Source organism: Acinetobacter sp. ANC 3832 (assembly GCF_002135415.1).
GTDB lineage: Bacteria > Pseudomonadota > Gammaproteobacteria > Pseudomonadales > Moraxellaceae > Acinetobacter.
In genome coordinates, this window is sequence record NZ_NEGJ01000009.1 from 77418 (window position 1) to 95152 (window position 17735).

15 protein-coding genes are annotated in these 17735 nt (G+C 36.6%); 9 read left to right on the top strand and 6 right to left on the bottom strand.

Annotation, left to right across the window (positions count from 1 at the left end; genetic code table 11):
• Positions 1-117: 117 nt before the first annotated feature.
• Positions 118-708 (top strand): TetR/AcrR family transcriptional regulator, encoded by a 591-nt coding sequence (locus tag B9T35_RS12885; protein WP_086191514.1) that lies wholly within the window; start codon positions 118-120, stop codon positions 706-708.
• Positions 709-761: 53 nt separating this feature from the next.
• Positions 762-1622, top strand: a complete 861-nt coding sequence (locus B9T35_RS12890) for a DMT family transporter (RefSeq protein WP_086191515.1) — start codon at positions 762-764, stop codon at positions 1620-1622.
• 183 nt (positions 1623-1805) lie between these two features.
• Here B9T35_RS12890 and B9T35_RS12895 read toward each other — a convergent pair whose 3' ends face one another.
• The 3 genes from B9T35_RS12895 to cysD all read right to left on the bottom strand — a co-directional run bounded on the left by B9T35_RS12895 (position 1806) and on the right by cysD (position 7306).
• Positions 1806-4004: a TonB-dependent siderophore receptor gene (locus tag B9T35_RS12895; RefSeq protein WP_086191516.1), complete on the bottom strand. Its 2199-nt coding sequence runs from the start codon at positions 4002-4004 to the stop codon at positions 1806-1808.
• A 626-nt stretch (positions 4005-4630) separates the two neighbouring features.
• Positions 4631-6247 (bottom strand): sulfate adenylyltransferase subunit CysN, encoded by a 1617-nt coding sequence (cysN, locus tag B9T35_RS12905; protein WP_086191517.1) that lies wholly within the window; start codon positions 6245-6247, stop codon positions 4631-4633.
• Positions 6248-6391: 144 nt separating this feature from the next.
• Entirely contained in the window at positions 6392-7306 is a 915-nt protein-coding gene (cysD, locus tag B9T35_RS12910) for a sulfate adenylyltransferase subunit CysD (RefSeq protein WP_086191518.1), read from the bottom strand.
• 144 nt (positions 7307-7450) lie between these two features.
• Between cysD and B9T35_RS12915 the strand changes: the two genes are divergently transcribed.
• Entirely contained in the window at positions 7451-7897 is a 447-nt protein-coding gene (locus B9T35_RS12915) for a GNAT family N-acetyltransferase (protein WP_086191519.1), read from the top strand.
• Between the two features lie 334 nt (positions 7898-8231).
• Here the strand turns inward: B9T35_RS12915 and B9T35_RS12920 are convergent, their stop codons facing one another.
• Both B9T35_RS12920 and lysS read right to left on the bottom strand, forming a co-directional pair.
• Positions 8232-9704, bottom strand: a complete 1473-nt coding sequence (locus tag B9T35_RS12920) for a capsule assembly Wzi family protein (RefSeq protein WP_086191520.1) — start codon at positions 9702-9704, stop codon at positions 8232-8234.
• A 156-nt stretch (positions 9705-9860) separates the two neighbouring features.
• The gene (gene lysS / locus B9T35_RS12925) at positions 9861-11390 is read right to left on the bottom strand and encodes a lysine--tRNA ligase (RefSeq protein WP_086191602.1); all 1530 of its coding nucleotides are present in this window, start codon (positions 11388-11390) and stop codon (positions 9861-9863) included.
• Positions 11391-11490: 100 nt separating this feature from the next.
• Here lysS and B9T35_RS12930 point away from each other — a divergent pair, with 100 nt between their 5' ends.
• Both B9T35_RS12930 and B9T35_RS12935 read left to right on the top strand, forming a co-directional pair.
• On the top strand, positions 11491-12252 hold the full coding sequence (locus B9T35_RS12930; RefSeq protein ID WP_139842031.1) for a hypothetical protein: 762 nt from the start codon (positions 11491-11493) through the stop codon (positions 12250-12252).
• 130 nt (positions 12253-12382) lie between these two features.
• The gene (locus tag B9T35_RS12935; RefSeq protein WP_086191522.1) at positions 12383-12886 is read left to right on the top strand and encodes a YqiA/YcfP family alpha/beta fold hydrolase; all 504 of its coding nucleotides are present in this window, start codon (positions 12383-12385) and stop codon (positions 12884-12886) included.
• A gap of 109 nt (positions 12887-12995) precedes the next feature.
• Here the strand turns inward: B9T35_RS12935 and B9T35_RS12940 are convergent, their stop codons facing one another.
• Positions 12996-13535, bottom strand: a complete 540-nt coding sequence (locus B9T35_RS12940) for an adenine phosphoribosyltransferase (protein ID WP_086191523.1) — start codon at positions 13533-13535, stop codon at positions 12996-12998.
• A 554-nt stretch (positions 13536-14089) separates the two neighbouring features.
• On the opposite strand from B9T35_RS12940, the gene rubA reads away from it, so the two are divergent.
• The 4 genes from rubA (at position 14090) to oxyR (ending at position 17430) form a co-directional block, all read left to right on the top strand.
• Positions 14090-14254: a rubredoxin RubA gene (rubA, locus tag B9T35_RS12945; protein WP_086191524.1), complete on the top strand. Its 165-nt coding sequence runs from the start codon at positions 14090-14092 to the stop codon at positions 14252-14254.
• 74 nt (positions 14255-14328) lie between these two features.
• Positions 14329-15522 (top strand): NAD(P)/FAD-dependent oxidoreductase, encoded by a 1194-nt coding sequence (locus B9T35_RS12950; protein ID WP_086191525.1) that lies wholly within the window; start codon positions 14329-14331, stop codon positions 15520-15522.
• A gap of 56 nt (positions 15523-15578) precedes the next feature.
• On the top strand, positions 15579-16517 hold the full coding sequence (gene estB, locus B9T35_RS12955; protein WP_086191526.1) for an esterase EstB: 939 nt from the start codon (positions 15579-15581) through the stop codon (positions 16515-16517).
• 13 nt (positions 16518-16530) lie between these two features.
• Positions 16531-17430: a LysR family transcriptional regulator OxyR gene (oxyR, locus tag B9T35_RS12960; RefSeq protein ID WP_086191527.1), complete on the top strand. Its 900-nt coding sequence runs from the start codon at positions 16531-16533 to the stop codon at positions 17428-17430.
• Positions 17431-17735: the final 305 nt, after the last annotated feature.

The window sequence follows — 17735 nt, forward strand, 5'->3', positions numbered from 1 at the left end:
AAATTATTAGCTCATTCAATTCATTCCTCATAAAAGGAAAAATTAAACTGCGCTTGTTTTTATCAATTTTATATATGATTATATATACCGATCTACCTAATAAATTAATTTATCGCCATGAGTAGTAAAACTGCAAAAGAGAAAATTCTAGAAGCTGCTAAAAGTTTGTTTTACAACCAAGGGATTAATCAAACGGGCATTAACATGATTACGGACAAAGCCGAAGTTGCGAAAATGTCCCTATATAACAACTTCCCGTCTAAAGCGGATTTGGTAAATGCCTATATTGAATCTAGACATGCTGAATGGCTTGCGCTGTATCAATTACGCTTAAGCAAAGTTAAAACACCCTTAGAGAAGGTTTTAGCCGTATTTGATGCTTATCGTGATCACGCTGAAGATGCATATGAAAATGGTTTTCGTGGTTGTGGTTTACTCAATGCTGCTGCCGAATTTCCTGCACATAGTGAAGAACGCCATGCCGTTAAGCTTCATAAAGATGAAGTTGAGCAAATTTTATCTGAGCATTTACAGCATATATTTTCAGATCCGCAACAAGTGCAATATATCGCCAGTATCCTTTCTTTTCTTTTAGAAGGTTCTATTGCACGTGCAGGTTTAGAAAGTTCGAGCCAAAAACTGATTTTAGCTAAACAGATGGCTGAAAATCTAATTCAAGATCAGCTTAATCACAGCACCTCATCATAATTCAAACAATATGCAGATTAGGAAATCATGATGTTTTTTTCAGGACAAAGTAGATGAATGCAAAATACACTACGCTGATCAGTATTGGTTTATTTGTGCTTCTCTGGGGCAGTGCCGCCATTTTTACCAAATGGGGTTTACAGCATTCCGATATTATTCCTTTTTTATTTTTCCGCTTTTTGATTGCAACTGCGTTGATTCTTGCATTTTGTGTGTGGAAAAAATTGCCCTTTTTACCGCAAAATACCTCGTGGAAATATGTTGCACTATCAGGTTTATTTTTGATTAGCGGTTATACCCTATTTTATTATTTGTCCTTAAAACTTGGCATTGCTCCCGGTCTGCTTGCAACTATTCTAGCATTACAACCCATCATCACTTTTTTTGTGACTGAAAAAACCTATTCTCAATTGAAGTTAACAGGTTTGGTATTGAGTTTTGCGGGCATTATTTTATTGGTTTATCACAATATTTTTGTCAATCAACTGTCTTTATGGGCAACCTTTGCATCATTATTTTGTCTGTTTTGTATTACCACTGGTGCAATGTTACAGCGAAAAATTGCAGAAAAACCGTGGCAGATTCTACCTTTGCAATATGTATTATCACTGATTATTTTTCTGTTCATTATTCCGTTTCAACCGTTCCATTTTGAAATGAATATTGGTTTTTGGATTCCGACTTTATATCAAGGCATTGTCATTTCTGTTGTTGCTCAATTGATTTTCTATCGCTTATTGCAGTCAGGTAATTTGGTGAATACCACCAGTTTATTTTATCTTGTGCCTTTAGTTACATTGATTTTAGATTTTCTAGTTTTCAGAACAGAGCTGTCACCTTTGGACTATGCAGGAATTATAGCGATTTTGAGCGGAGTTTATTTGGTTTATAGAAAGCCAACAACAGTTATTTGAGAAATGATCAATAATCTAAATACAATACTTTCTGCAAAACTTCTTTAATTTCACCTCTGAGGAAAAACTAAAGAAGTCATGACTACTTATCTAAATCAACTGAATAATTACCCAAAGAAGACTGCAAAAATACAGATGAATTTCCACCTCTTAACAGACTATATTCAGCTCTAATTTATCTACTTAGAAATTATATCTCAAAGTCAAAGTTGCATTACGAGGTGCCGCATAGTTCATACTATTTGCTCCAATTCCATCAAAATATTCTTTATCAAATAAATTATCGACATTTAACTGAACACCAAAATTTTGATCAATTTTATATCCTAACATTAAACTTGCAAGCCAAAGATCATCTTGCTCAATACGATTCAGCCCCGTACCTGAATAAGTTTTACTACGATAGTTTAAACCGACACCTGCATTCAATTGATCATTCATTTTGTACTTAACAAATAGGTTCGACGTTGTTCGAGAACTTGTTGTTGCTACCTTTTCACCTTTTGCATCTTTGGCTTCAAAATTGGCTACACCGAAGTTAATACCCCAATTATCATTAATTTCACCATCTGCTTCGAATTCAAAACCTTTACTTACAACACCATCAATTGCTTTATAAGCCTGTTCCGTTGTCATGTTTCCATTCACATGAACATAACTATCTGTGATTAATTCAGCAAAATTAGTTTGCTCAATTCTAAATACAGATAATGCCGTATTTAGATGACCACCAAAAAACTCACTTTTAATCCCAGTTTCATAATTTTTTCCTTCCATCGGATCTAAATAATCACCTTGCTCATTACGACGGCTTTGTGGTTTAAAAATACTTGTATGGCTAGCATACCAAGAGTGATCCTTAGCAAAATCATAAACCACGCCTATATATGGAGTCAGTTCATTGTCAAACTCACGATTCCCAACATGATCAGATGCTTCAAACTCCCATTTAGATAAACGAGCACCTGCAACGACCTTTAAAGGGTCTAATATCTGAAACTTAGCTGCAATATAAGCAGCATTTTGAGTTGTTTGATTTAATGCAAGTTTTTTAGGATTAGTAATCGGTGTTAACAACTGAGTATTGATATTAGAAAAATCGAGTTGATTTGGTGTATTTATATTTAAGTCTTTATCTGCACCCTGTATCGTTCCGTAATTATTTTTAAGTAATTCTTTTTTATTCCAAGACCCTCCCAATACGATTTCTTGGTCACGTCCAGCTATTGTAAATGGTGCAGAAATATAAACGTCAACATTGTTCTCATCATTTCGCACATCAGAAGAATAAACTGAAACAGCACCTACACTTTTATTGGTCGCTTTATCAACTTTTCCTGCAACATATAGCAATGCTGTATCTGTATCATCTCGACGGTAACTATAAGCAACATTTAATGCAACATCGTTATAAAGCTTTTGCTTAATGGATGCAAATAATGCTGTTGAATCTACATTCCAATATGTCCAATCTGAACTTACAGTTAAAGACTTACTAAAATCTGTACGTGTTCCGTCAGTATAAAATGCAGGTAATCCTCCCCAACGGATTCCCTTGCGTTCTAATTGTTGATAATTTGCAGCCAATGACAAAGTCGTGCTATCTGAAAAATCATAATCAATTGCAGCATAAGCGATATTACGTTCTTTTGAGTAAAAATCCATGAATGAATCTTCATTTGAATGTTTAACATAAGCACGCCCCCTTAATGAGCCATCTTCATTCAATGCAGAGGAAATATCAGCTGATGATGAATAACTATTCCATGAGCCAGCTGATGCAGTCACATTAGCTGTTAATTCTTTTGCATTTGCATGTTTACGAACTAAATTGAGTCCAACCGCAGGATTTCCTGCTCCTGTCATCAAACCATTTGCACCTTTTACAACCTCAACACGATCAAAAATACCTAAATCAAGATCTCCTTCAGATAAAGATAACGTCGTGGGTATTCCATCGATAAGAAAATAATCAATTTGAAAACCTCGTGCAAAATAACTTTGTCTTTCATCAGTTCGTGATGCTGTAACACCTGTGACGGCATTCATTAAATCTTGAAACGATTCAATATTTCGATCATCTAAATATTCGCGGGTATAAACTTTTACTGCTTGAGGTGTTTCGCGTAAAGATAACCCTATTTTCGTTGCTGTATTTGTACTTTGGGTTGTATAACTTCCTGATTTTTCAGTAACAGCTTCAGGACGAGAATCAGCAGTCAAAGTGATTACTGGTAATTGCTGACCAGTTGTTTGATCTGTACCATCCTGATTATTTTCTACTGCATAAGTTAATTGGGTAAACATGGGAATAGATGTAAAAAAAGCAATTTGCATTGCTAAATAAAGTGTATTCTTCTTAGAAATCAGAAAACTAGACATATAAAATCAACCAATAAGATAATGAGCTATTACAGAAAATTTCCAAAATGAATTGATATATTCTTTGTATATAATCCTCATCATAAGAAGATTTTTCTTGAAGTATTTTTATTAAATTACACAACTATGTAATTACAATAGTTTCAAAAAAGTGCCCCACACTTAAACTTTAAACATATCAATTCAGTGGAATAATATCATAATGAAGAACATAGTGATATTGATTATCATTATTAATAACACTCTGTAATTTTAAGCATTCTAGATAGATCTGGATCAACTTATTAATCCTTTCAAATTGTTTTTCATCACTATTTTCAAAACCTACCCACATATTAATTTCATCAAAACATCCCACGGCATACTTCAATGAATCGCTAAGGATAAGAGAGTTTTGAACTTGCTATGAAAACATAGGTCTACCTGAAGACCAAACACCACCACTTTCGGAATGAATAACGCTTTGCTTCCTTCCTTCTAAAATACCCAAAGCCATAGAAGCGATATAAAATTCAACATTAATATTCTCTATTTCCAGTTTCATTAATATTCAACAATCAAACTCAGAGTTTTTATCATAATAAAAACCCGCCATTAAGACGGGTTTTCTAAATCAATCCAATCTCTTAAAGACGAACCAACTCCACAATCTTCTCAGCCAACTCTTCAACAGCATCTTGCGTAAAGGTCACATCTGTACCTTCAGTCACAGAAGTAATCACCGCAATACCTGTTTCACGAAGCAATGCCACTTGTGCAACATCTAAATCTGCTTTCGCAATCGCAACAATACCTTGTTGAATCAACAAACTTTCAAGCGCTTGCGCATTTTCCAAAGCTTTTGCAGATACTGTAATCGACGCAGGTTTTTGACCCAAACGTGCCGCACGGTCTTCTGCTGTTACAGGGTTGCTATGCGCAGACCACTCAACAGATTCTTCCACCATGCCTGCACCAATCGTCACATTATTTAAACGATCAATGAAGATAAATGACCCTGTGAAACGACTGTCTTGATAACGGTCAAATACAACAGGTGCATCAAACTCAACAGTGACATTGGCAATCGCATTCAGATCAAGATGATCCACTTGCATTTGCTCAAGTGTATTCACATTTGTACGGTAATTAATGGCAGTGACCTTAGCAGGAACAGTTTGCGTACCCACTTTTAAGTTATACAACTTACCAATCACAAGCGGTTGATCCGCCATCCATACCACACTTGCTTTGACAGCACGTGAAATGGTTGGTACACCTTGGTCTGCACGAACCAACATATTGCCACGAGAAACATCAATTTCATCGTTCAATGTCAGTGTTACCGCTTGACCTGCAAATGCATGCTCAAGGTTGCCATCAAAGGTCACAATTTCTTTAACCGTTGAAGATTTACCTGATGGTAAAGCAATAATTTTATCGCCGACATTAATTTCACCGAGTGCAACTGTTCCTGCAAAACCACGGAAATCGAGGTTAGGACGATTCACATATTGCACGGGGAAGCGGAAATCATGTTTCGCTGTATCACGGTTAATCTGTACAGATTCAAGTGAACCCATCAAGGTTTGACCTGTATACCACGGCATATTTTCAGATACATTCACCACGTTATCGCCATTCAATGCAGAGATTGGCGTATAGATGATATTGCTTGGCTTACGGTCACCCAATTGACTGACGAATTGCGCATATTCAGCTTGAATTTCATTAAAGCGTGCTTCAGAAAATTCAACCAAGTCCATTTTGTTGATCGCAACAATAATGTTCTTAATACCCAATAAACTTGCAATATAGGTATGACGACGTGTCTGAGTTTGAACACCATAACGTGCATCAATCAAAATAATCGCAAGGTCACAAGTTGATGCACCTGTTGCCATGTTACGGGTATATTGCTCATGCCCAGGGGTATCGGCAATGATGAACTTACGCTTTTCAGTAGAGAAATAACGATACGCGACATCAATAGTAATACCCTGTTCACGTTCCGCTTGTAAGCCATCGACAAGAAGCGCTAAGTCAGGTGCATCACCTGTTGTTCCTACTTTTTTCGAATCACGGGTAACCGCTTGTAATTGATCTTCATAAATCAATTTTGAATCATAAAGTAAGCGACCGATTAAAGTCGATTTACCATCATCCACATTACCGCAGGTCAGGAAACGTAGAAGGTCTTTATTTTCATGTTGTTTCAAATAGCCCAAAATATCTTGGCTAATCAGTTCTGATTGATGAGACATCGCTCAAACTCCACAAATTCTTTAGAAATCGGTATTTTTTAATCTTAAAATCCACCTAAGTCCTCCTTTAACTCAAGGAGGACTTTGCTCCGTTCTTCTCGGAAGCTCCCCTTCTTTCGCAAAAAGGGGTTAGCGGGAGATTTTTTAGAAATAACCCTCTTGCTTTTTCTTTTCCATCGAGCCAGCTTCATCATGATCAATCATACGACCTTGACGCTCTGAGCTTGTTGCCAAAAGCATTTCTTGGATAATTTCAGGCAAGGTATCAGCAGTTGATTCAACCGCGCCTGTAAGTGGATAACAACCCAAAGTACGGAAACGTACCGATTTCATTTGTGGAACTTCACCTTCTTTTAAAGGCATGCGTTCATCATCAACCATAATTAACGTACCGCTACGTTCAACCACAGGACGTTCTGCAGCCAAATATAAAGGCACTAATGGAATGCTTTCCAAGTAAATATATTGCCAAATATCAAGCTCAGTCCAGTTTGATAATGGGAATACACGAATACTTTCGCCTTTGTTTACTTTACCGTTGTAAAGATTCCAAAGTTCAGGACGTTGGTTTTTCGGGTCCCAACGGTGTTTGGTATCACGGAACGAATAAACACGTTCTTTAGCACGTGATTTTTCTTCATCACGGCGTGCACCACCAAAAGCAGCATCAAATTTATATTTATCCAGTGCCTGCTTTAAGCCCTGTGTTTTCATAATGTCGGTATATTTAGAACTGCCGTGATCAAATGGATTGATCCCTGCATCTTTACCTTCTTTATTTTGATGTACGATCAAATCGAAACCATGGGTTTTTGCCATGTTGTCACGGAATTTGATCATTTCCTTAAACTTCCAACCTGTATCGACATGCAATAGTGGGAAAGGAAGTTTGGCAGGATAAAACGCTTTCATGGCAAGATGGAGCATCACGGCTGAATCTTTACCAATAGAATAAAGCATCACCGGGTTTTCGAACTCGGCAGCGACTTCACGAATAATATGAATACTCTCAGCTTCAAGCTGTTTAAGATGAGTAAGTCTTTGTTCATTTAATGACATTGACAGCACCAGCTCACAAAAACGTGTACTTATTACACATATGAAAATTTATATTCATTATAGTGATTTGTAAGTCTTTTCTTTTGCTTGTTTTTTTATATTCATATATAAAAACATCATATACCAAACCTATAAGATCAAAATATGACAACAAGAATTATTGCGTTATCAGACATTTCATTTGAGCAATGGTGTCCCCTGTGGCAAGGCTACCTGACATTTTACCAATCTACCTTCAGCGATGATCAAACCAAACTTTCATGGGAGCGTATTACTAATCCCAAGCAAACAGATATGTTTGGTTTTGCGATTCAAGTGAATAATAAGATTGTTGGCTTTGTTCATTTAATTCCACATATGAGTATGTGGACGTCATTGCCGTACTGCTACTTGCAAGATTTATATGTGAAAGATTCTTATCGTAATCAAGGTTTAGCACCCCAACTCATTGAACATAGTTATGCTATCTGTAAAGAGAAATTTGATCGTGTGTATTGGCTTACCCATGAAAGTAACCAAACCGCTCAATTGTTATATGATCGAATTGCCACTCAAACGGGTTTTATTCAATATAAAAAAATGCTTCATTAAATTTTTTATAGCGAAGCTTTTAATTGATTCGCTAAGGAATTAATAAAGACCAGTGAATCGTTAGATCAGATATCTATTTAGGCAACGCATACTTTTAAAGTATCAATGAATACTCATAAATTGAAGGTCTATTATTTATTTGTTCATAAAAAAAGCTTATCCAAAACAGATAAGCTTTATAAGACACAAAAGCACAACCTCAGCTTTTATATTTTATAAGTGTAGGAATAACTTCTTCAACAAGGTCAGTTCAAGAAGTAAATACATCTTAACGAATCAAAACGAGCAGGCATATACCTGATTTCAGGTATATGCCTGCTCTATAAATCTTCTCTTAGAATTTAAACATATTTTTATCAAGTGGTATTTCTACCCCGATAGATGCCCCTGCATCATTGCCATGCTTATCAGAATCACTCACCCAACCATTAATTTTTAATGGAATAGTCGGTTTAATATAATGCGTCCACGTTAAATCCAAAGCTTTAATTTTATCTTGCTCAGGGAAAGCTAGATTAATCTGATGATCTGCAAAACGATCAGCCGATTGGTTCACATCTGCAAAAATAACACGACCACCTAAACGATTCATTACATCGACACGAATATCACCACCTACAGAAACCATTTGACCATCACCCCCCATGGCATGACCCAACGGGAAACCTTGTTGGTAATAACCATCTGTATAAATATGATGGTTATATGAAATCGCACTGACATCACCATTGGTACGTGTATCTGCCCATTCTGCATAAATCTGATAAGGCATATTTTTAAAGCTAGATGAGTAATCTGCACCAGCTAAATACATTTTTTTTGAAGGCAAGTAGCCTGCTTCATCTTCACCAACATATTGCCCGTACAAGCTGACAGGAACTGCAAGTAAAGGTTGCAAGTTTAAACGTGCATCAAATCCAGCCAATTGGTTCGATGGATTACCGACACCACTACAAGTTGCATCAGCACATTCATTGTCTTTACCTGTAAAAGCATTCCAATATGCTTTAAAACTTCCTGGTTGCCCTTCGCCATCAATTTGGAAAGTACGAGAAGCACCCAACTCAAGGTAAGGTAAAGGCTGAGCAGTTAAACGAATTCCCATCAAACGAGTATCTGGTACAGCAGTATAATCATTCAATTGACCTGCAAATGCTTGATATTGCCAAGGTCCAATCCACGATAACCATTTTGTTTCAAATGCTTTCTGTTCAGCGCGCTGAGCCGTAAAACCATATACAGGACGACTCGCATCTCCACGAATTAAGCTACCGTCATGGCCAGGCCCCCAATAGGTTGGAATTTGACCTGCAACAATCCATTGGTTCCACAATTTTCCCGCAATATAAGAACCTTCTACATTCACATCATGATCACTACGAATATGCGGATCTTTTTCTGCGTTTACACGTAATTTAGCATCCCAATTTTCACCACCTGCATTCAATTCAAGTGAACCGACATACTGCGCTTTTTGACTATCCCCAAATGCTTGCGGAATATTTTTTTGATCAGTTTCTGCAAATAAACCTACTTTTGCAGTTTTACTCTCTACTTTTAATGCAGTTTGGACAGAATCAATCACTTTCTGTTGGGTATTATTGGAGACTTTCGCAGAAGATAAAGCACGCTGTATTTCATCGCCACTCATCGGCCATGTTGATGTGCTGATCTGAATCACACCCTGTTGGTTTAACCAATTTAAATCCGTACGAAGATCTTGGTCATTTAAAACCAAACCTTGTGCAAAAACAGGAAGCGATAAGGTTGCTAACATCGCAGCATAAAGTGACTTTTTAAAAAACATATGCTTTATTTTCTCTCATTTATTCACCACCCCACCTTAAATTTTTTAAGATTTTTTTTCAATGGTGAAACTGTGTTATTACAAGTTTAAATCTTAGAAATAAAAACAGCCACCTTTGTCGGGTAGCTGTTTGATAAATCTATTCAATCATTTAAATTAAACGTCTTTACGGCGCATATGTGGAAATAAAATCACATCACGAATACTCGCTGCATCAGCAAAAAGCATGACTAAACGATCAATACCAATACCTTCACCCGCAGTTGGAGGTAAACCATATTCTAATGCTTCAACAAACTCTGCATCATAATGCATTGCTTCATCATCACCTGCATCTTTTTCTTCAACTTGCGCTTGGAAGCGTTCAGCTTGGTCAATTGGGTCATTTAACTCAGAGAAGCCATTCGCCAATTCACGACCACCAATGAAGAATTCAAAACGGTCTGTAATATGTGGATTATCATCATTACGACGTGCTAATGGAGAAGTCTCAGCAGGATATTCTGTAATGAATGTTGGTTGACGCAACGTCGTTTCAACAGTTTCTTCAAATACAATCGTTTGCAGGCGACCTAAACCAAAACCAGGTTTTACTTGTTCTTTTAGTGTTTCTTTAACGAAATTCGCCAAAAAGTCACGATCAGCAACATTCTCTGCTGTAAATTCTGGATTATTTTCCAAAATTGCATCGAACATTGAAATCTTTTTAAATGGACCTTTAAAGCTATACACTTCACCTTGATAAGGCACATCTGTAGAACCAAGAATATCGATGGCTAATTTCTCAAGCATGTTTTCAGTCAAAGCCATTAAGTCTTTGTAATCGGCATAGGCTTGATAGAATTCAATCATGGTGAATTCAGGATTATGACGTGTTGAAACACCTTCATTACGGAAGTTACGGTTAATTTCGAATACACGTTCAAAACCGCCCACAACCAAACGCTTTAAATAAAGTTCTGGTGCGATACGCAAATATAAAGGCATATCCAATGCATTATGATGTGTTTCAAATGGACGCGCAGATGCACCACCTGGAATCACATGCATCATTGGTGTTTCAACTTCCATGAAACGCTCATTAATCAAATAATTACGAATGCCTGACACTACTTTTGCACGAATTTCAAAAGTTTTACGTGTTTCTTCGTTTACGATTAAATCTAAATAACGTTTACGGTATTTAACTTCTGTATCGTTCAAACCATGGAATTTATCTGGTAATGGACGAAGTGATTTAGTCAGTAATTCAAAATGTTCAATATGAACATAAAGATCACCTTTACCTGAGCGACCAATATAACCTTCAACAGCAATAATATCGCCAAGATCAAGACTTTTGATTGATTCTAAAACATCAGGTGCAAGTTCTTTACGTGCAACATATAACTGAATACGACCTGTCATATCCTGAATCACGATAAATGAACCACGGTTCAACATCACACGGCCAGCAACTTTGACGTAGACACGTTCACCCGCTTCAATTTCTTCTTTAGATTGATTTTCAAATTGGTCTTGTAAATCTTGAGCGTAGTGTTCACGTTTAAAGCTATTTGGCCACGGGCTTACACCGGTTTCCTTCGCCTTTTCTTCTATTTGTTTTAACTTGGCATGACGCTGTGCGATTAAATCGTTTTCGGAAATGGGTTGTTCAGAAGTCGATTGAGCGTTATGTTGCGTCATCTCTGCCTCGATTGTAATAAAAAATGGAAGTTGCATAGCATAGCAGATTTACAACATAATGCGCATGAATACAATTCAAACCCATAAGTAAAAACTAAAAATGCTTAAAAAGTATCGGCATGGAATAGCGCGACTCTTCATTCTTACAGTTTTCTATTTAACTGCTCTATCACTATACGCTGAACAAATGAGTGTGCTTGGTCATACACGTAAAGACTTGCCCATTAAAATAGAAACAAGCAACTTAGATTCAAAGGGATATGTTTGGCAAATTGAAATTACACCGAATCAAAACTCTCAACAAATACAGGTTAAATTACTCAATCCAAATTCTGAACTTAGCATTTTGAATAATCGTGCTCTTGCTTTGGCTCGACAATTCACTTTGGCTCAATTACCCCAAATTAATCTTGATTCAAAAAATATCACACTCAATCAAGATGAACAGAAAATGCAAAAAACTCATTTTTATTATGGAAAATACACCCTGATCATTAAATTTCCAAAAGGCTTCCATTACGCTTCAAAAACCGATTTTTCAAATTTACAACAACAGCTCGAACCTTTTTGCCATTTAGATGAAAGTTCAACAACAAATCAAAGTAAATTAAAGCCTAATGCTCAAAGTAATTTACAATTGAATGCACAACTCTTTGTAAATACTGAAGGCTCAATTTATCAAATCAAATATAGCCCTTTGCCCAATTCAAAAATGATTGAAATACTTAATGCTCAATTCAAAAAAATAAGATTTTATTCTTATAATAAATATGGGACTCCAGCTTCTTTTTCTGTACTTCAACCCATCATGATTCAATGCAATTCAAAAAATACGAACAACGATTCTAATCCTGTTACTTAAGTCTCTAAGACCAAAAGCTAAGTTCGATAAAATTCAGAGCTCCGTAGAATGGTGCTATCTGGTTGTTGCGCATGAAATTACTGCAACTCCTTCTATCTTTGTGATTAAAGACAGTATGAATGTTATAACAATGAACCTATGCAAATCTAAAATTCTCTTTTTACATGGTTTAGATTCATCTAAAGAATCAACAAAATACCATGCCATAGAGGCTGTCAAAAAATATTGTATCGATATCGATTATCGTAATTTAAACTATAAAACAGTCGAAAGTTTTTATCATGACATCATTGAAAAATTTAAACCTGACCTACTGATTGGTCACAGTTTAGGTGGCTATTGGGCATTAAAGATGTCCCAACTTCATCGGATACCCGCGATTATTGCCAATCCAAGTCTGAACCCTGATTTTAGAAATGACTATCAACCGATTAACGAGCATGATCTTGAGCATGATGTACCTCAAATTGCCTATATTGAACTGGGTGATGAAGTTCTAGATATGTATGCAACTGTGGCGCAATTAGAATCTTATATGCAAGTCGAAACCATGCAAGGTGGTCATCATCGACTGGAGCATCCGCAAAATTTAAATCGCTTAATTGAATATATGGAACATACTTTTTTGAGCTAACATGAGACTAAATTGATGAAACCATGACTTCATCTAAAAAATTTTCATAAAAAAGCCTTGTAAATACAAGGCTCTTTCTTTTCAGCCAAAATAACTCAATGATGTTAAATCACTCAGCAACTTCTGAAACGACAGGCTTAGATGTTTCATCCAATACTGACCAAATATTCATCCCTAAATCTGAATGTAAATCTGGTAAGTCTAGGAAAACACTTGCACCTAAAATAGTATGGTGACACTTATTCATTAACTGCTTCACTGCTTTTAAAGTACCGCCAGTCGCCAATACATCATCTACAATAATCACTTTTTGCGCTTTAATATCTGCTGACATTTCCAAGCGATCTAAGCCGTATTCAAGACTATAGCCAACACCAACCACTGGAGGTGGTAATTTACCTGCCTTGCGCACCAATAAAAGCCCTTTACCTGTGCGTTGTGCCAATAAACTTGCCAATACAAAACCACGTGCTTCTACAGCCACAAAACTGTCTACTTCTGCTAATTTTTCAACAGGAATACTTGCGATGAGTGCATCTGTTAATGCTTCAAGTTTTGTCATAAACAATGGCGTTAAGTCATAAAAACAAATACCTGCTTTTGGAAAATCTTGGACAGTACGGATGTGCGACCACAATGCAGTAGACATATTCATAAGGAGGGAGAGCTGTATAAGATAAGAATTGTGTGAATTTTAACGCTTAATTGACTATTTTAACAGCCAGTAAATATTCTGAGGTCAATTAACTCTCGTAAGATATTGAATTTATTAGCACCATTTTTATATTAAATATTGGGTATATTTATAGGCGAGCATATTTTACATACGAATATTCAAATTCACAGCTAGACTTTAGTCAAATAAGTCTTATCTCTGATAAACCAAGCTTAATTTCATCTGAATTAGATTCCAATTTTAAATTGAATGATTTATTGACTGTTTTTTTCAAGCCAACTTATTCTATTGTCTAATAAAAAAGAACTAAATTAGCCTAATCAACACTGCTTTTGTCACACTCAGCCATTCAGCTTTATGTTTAGTTGGTTAAACTCCGATAATTACTTTACTTTAGTTATAGAACTGCGTAAAAATTTAGTTGAATATGTAACTATTAAAGACATAATCAATAGCACCATATTTAGTGGAAAGAATTTTTCTGACATTATTATTGAATAAATCTGTGTCAGAGTTTGGAGAGTCGAATGAGAAAATTTCAGTGCATCGTATGTGGATGGATTTATGACGAAGCAGAAGGTTGGCCACAAGATGGCATCGCAGCAGGTACCAAATGGGAAGATATTCCTGATGATTGGACATGCCCAGACTGTGGTGTTTCAAAAGCAGACTTTGAAATGGTAGAAATCTAAAATTAGAATGAAAGACCATGTCAACATGGTCTTTTTTTACGCCTTTTAAATATTAAAAAATACTGGAGAATCGTATGCAACCGATCATCATCATTGGTTCTGGAATGGCGGGTTATACCCTTGCACGAGAATTTCGTAAATTAAATACTGAGCAAGAACTCGTCATGATTTGCGCAGATGATGCGGTGAATTATGCAAAACCAACGTTATCCAATGCTTTAGTTGGGAAAAAAGCGCCTGAACAAATTAGCTTAGGTGATGCAGAAAAAATGAGTGCTCAACTCAATATGAAAATTGAAGCACACACTTGGGTCAAAGAAATCCAAGCAGATCGCCATCAACTGGTCATCGAAAAAAATGGCGAAATTTCTACACAAGGCTATTCAAAACTAATCCTTGCTGTGGGTGCAAATCCAATTCGTCTTGCCATTGCAGGTGATGGCAGTGACGATGTGCATGTGGTGAACTCTTTAATCGACTATCGTAGCTTCCGTGAAAACTTAGCAACATGTACTTCAAATGAATGCGAAGACAAGCGTGTTGTGATTCTGGGTGCCGGTTTAATTGGTTGTGAATTTGCCAATGACTTACAAAACACAGGGCATCAAGTTACGGTTATTGACTTAGCAACACAACCTTTGGGTCGTTTACTACCGACACATGTTGCACAAGCTTTCCAAGAAAATTTAGAACAAGCAGGTATTCAATTTGCATTGGGTACAACTGTAGAAAAAATATCAAAGCATGCAGAGCGTGGTTACATTGTCACTCTAGCAAATGGTCAAAGCTTAGTGGCAGATCTCGTATTGTCTGCAATTGGATTACAGCCAAATCTTGCTTTGGCTAAAACAGCTCATATCGAAACCAGTCGCGGTATTATCACCAATGGTTTATTAGAAACTAACCAAACTGACATTTATGCAATTGGTGACTGTGCAGAAGTAAACGGCATGTTATTGCCTTATGTGATGCCTCTCATGCAACAAGCCCGTGCTTTGGCAAAAACATTAAGCGGTCAAACAACCGCTGTACATTACCCTGCGATGCCCGTAGCTGTAAAAACACCTGCTGCGCCATTGACTGTACTCCCGACACCTATTGGTGTGGATGTAACATGGGATACAGAAGAGTTTGAAGACGGTATGTTATCTAAAGCCAATGATGCCGAAGGAGCACTGAGAGGTTTTGTCTTACTTGGTGCAACAGCAGGAAAACAACGTCTAGTTCTTACCAAATTGGTTCCGGACTTGATTCCTGTATCTGTTTAAGGTTTTAATGCAAAGGATATTTTTTCTACAAAATATCCTTTTTTAGGAAAATAATAATGAATAGCGCACTTCAGTTTCAAACATCACCTTATGCATCCTTTATGCAAGAGACCAAAGTTGATTTAGGCAATGGGATTCAACTCCATGTTGAATCTGGTGGAAAACCTGAAAATCCAACCATTCTCTTAATTATGGGCTTGGGTGCTCAAATGCTGTTTTGGCCTGATTTTTTTTGTAAATCACTGATTGATCAAGGCTTTCGCGTTATTCGTTTTGATAATCGTGATATTGGCTTGTCATCAAAAGTTCGCCATAAAGGACCGCGCCTAAATTCCTATAAACTGATGGGACGTTTTGCATTAGGCCTCCCAAATGATGGAGCACCTTATAATCTTTATGATATGGCAGAAGATGTCGCCTTACTCATTGATCGCTTAGGTTTAGAAAAAACCCATATTATTGGTGCATCAATGGGTGGGATGATTGCTCAAATTCTCTCTGCAAAATATCCAGAGAAAATTGATAAAGTCGGTTTACTCTTTACCAGTAACAATCAACCTCTGTTACCTCCACCTTTTCCAAAGCAACTTTTTAGCTTGATTGGTAAGCCTGAATCCCGTGATGAGCAAGGCATTATTAATCATTCTTTAAAATTATTTCAGATTATTGGTTCCCCTGGTTATGTCAACCAAATGGAAGCAATGCAAATTGCGCGTAGATTATATCAACGTAGTTATCATCCTGCGGGTGTACTTCAGCAGTTTTTAGCAATATTATGTACAGGCTCATTGCTACAACTGGACAAACAAATCCAAAAGCCAACTTTAGTTGTTCATGGCTCTAAAGATCGTTTGCTCCCACCAAGTCATGGTAAAGCTGTTGCAAAAGCAATATCTGGCGCTAAGTTTGAATTAATTGAAGGAATGGGGCATGATATCCCTCCGCACTTCATTCCTCAACTTAGTGGATTATTTGCTCACCACTTTAAATCATAAACATTAGGACACTATGGCTGCATTACCATCCCTAAGACAGCTGTCATATTTAGTGACACTGTCTGAGACGTTGCACTTTACTGAAGCAGCGCGCCGTTCATTCGTAACACAATCTACACTTTCGGGTGGGATCATGGAGCTTGAACGTTTATTGGGAGGCGTACTCGTTGAACGTGATCGCCAAAATGTACGTTTAACCCCTTTAGGCGAACAAGTAGTTGCCCGAGCCCGTGTTCTGCTCGCTGATGCTCAGGACTTAATGCGTTTAAGCCGTGAAATGAGTGAGCCGTTAACTGGTGATTTACATCTAGGCATTATTCCAACCATTGCGCCCTTTATTTTGTCGCGGTTGTTAGATGAGGTTCACAAACAACTTCCGAAAATTCAATTGCATTTACATGAAGCGCAAAGTGAAAAAATAGTAGAAAAACTTGAGCATGGTAATTTAGACATGATTATGTTGGCACTACCATTTGACACACGCGGATTGAAAGTGGCTGAAGTTTCAAAAGAAAGCTTATATCTAGTATGTAACAAAGCAGATCATCATGCTGTGAATGCGAAAAGTTTAGAAGATCTAGATTTGTCTCATTTAATGCTTTTGGAAGAAGGTCATTGCTTACGTGATCATACATTGAGTGTTTGCCCAATTGGTGAGCGTAAAAATGATCATCGTTTAAAAGCCAGCTCTTTGCCGACATTGGTTGAAATGGTGAGTTCGAATTTAGGTTATACGCTATTGCCTGAAATTGCGATTCACACCAATATGTTGAAAAACAATGAGCAATTGATTATCAAACCAATTGAGAATGCACCATCTCGCGTATTGGCTTTGGTTACACGAAAAAGTACACCACTACAAAGTGAGTTTGATGTATTACTGCAAATTTTGCAAAAAATCACATCAAAGTAAATCAATAAATTCAAAGAAAAAAAAGGAGTCATCAGACTCTTTTTTTTCTTTATACATTGGACTGACTTTGTATGTTTAATCTAATTTTTTAATTTTACTTCTAATAAGATCAACATAAAATAGTACTCTTATTAATCAATAACACAATATCAATCACAAAAAACCAAATATTTTACAGGACAAATTGATATATTCATGATTTTATTCAGATAAAATTGATTGATTATCACCCCAAATGGTACAACAATATTATACTACTTGGTAAATTAAAACCAACAAGTACTATGAAAAACAACAATTTTATA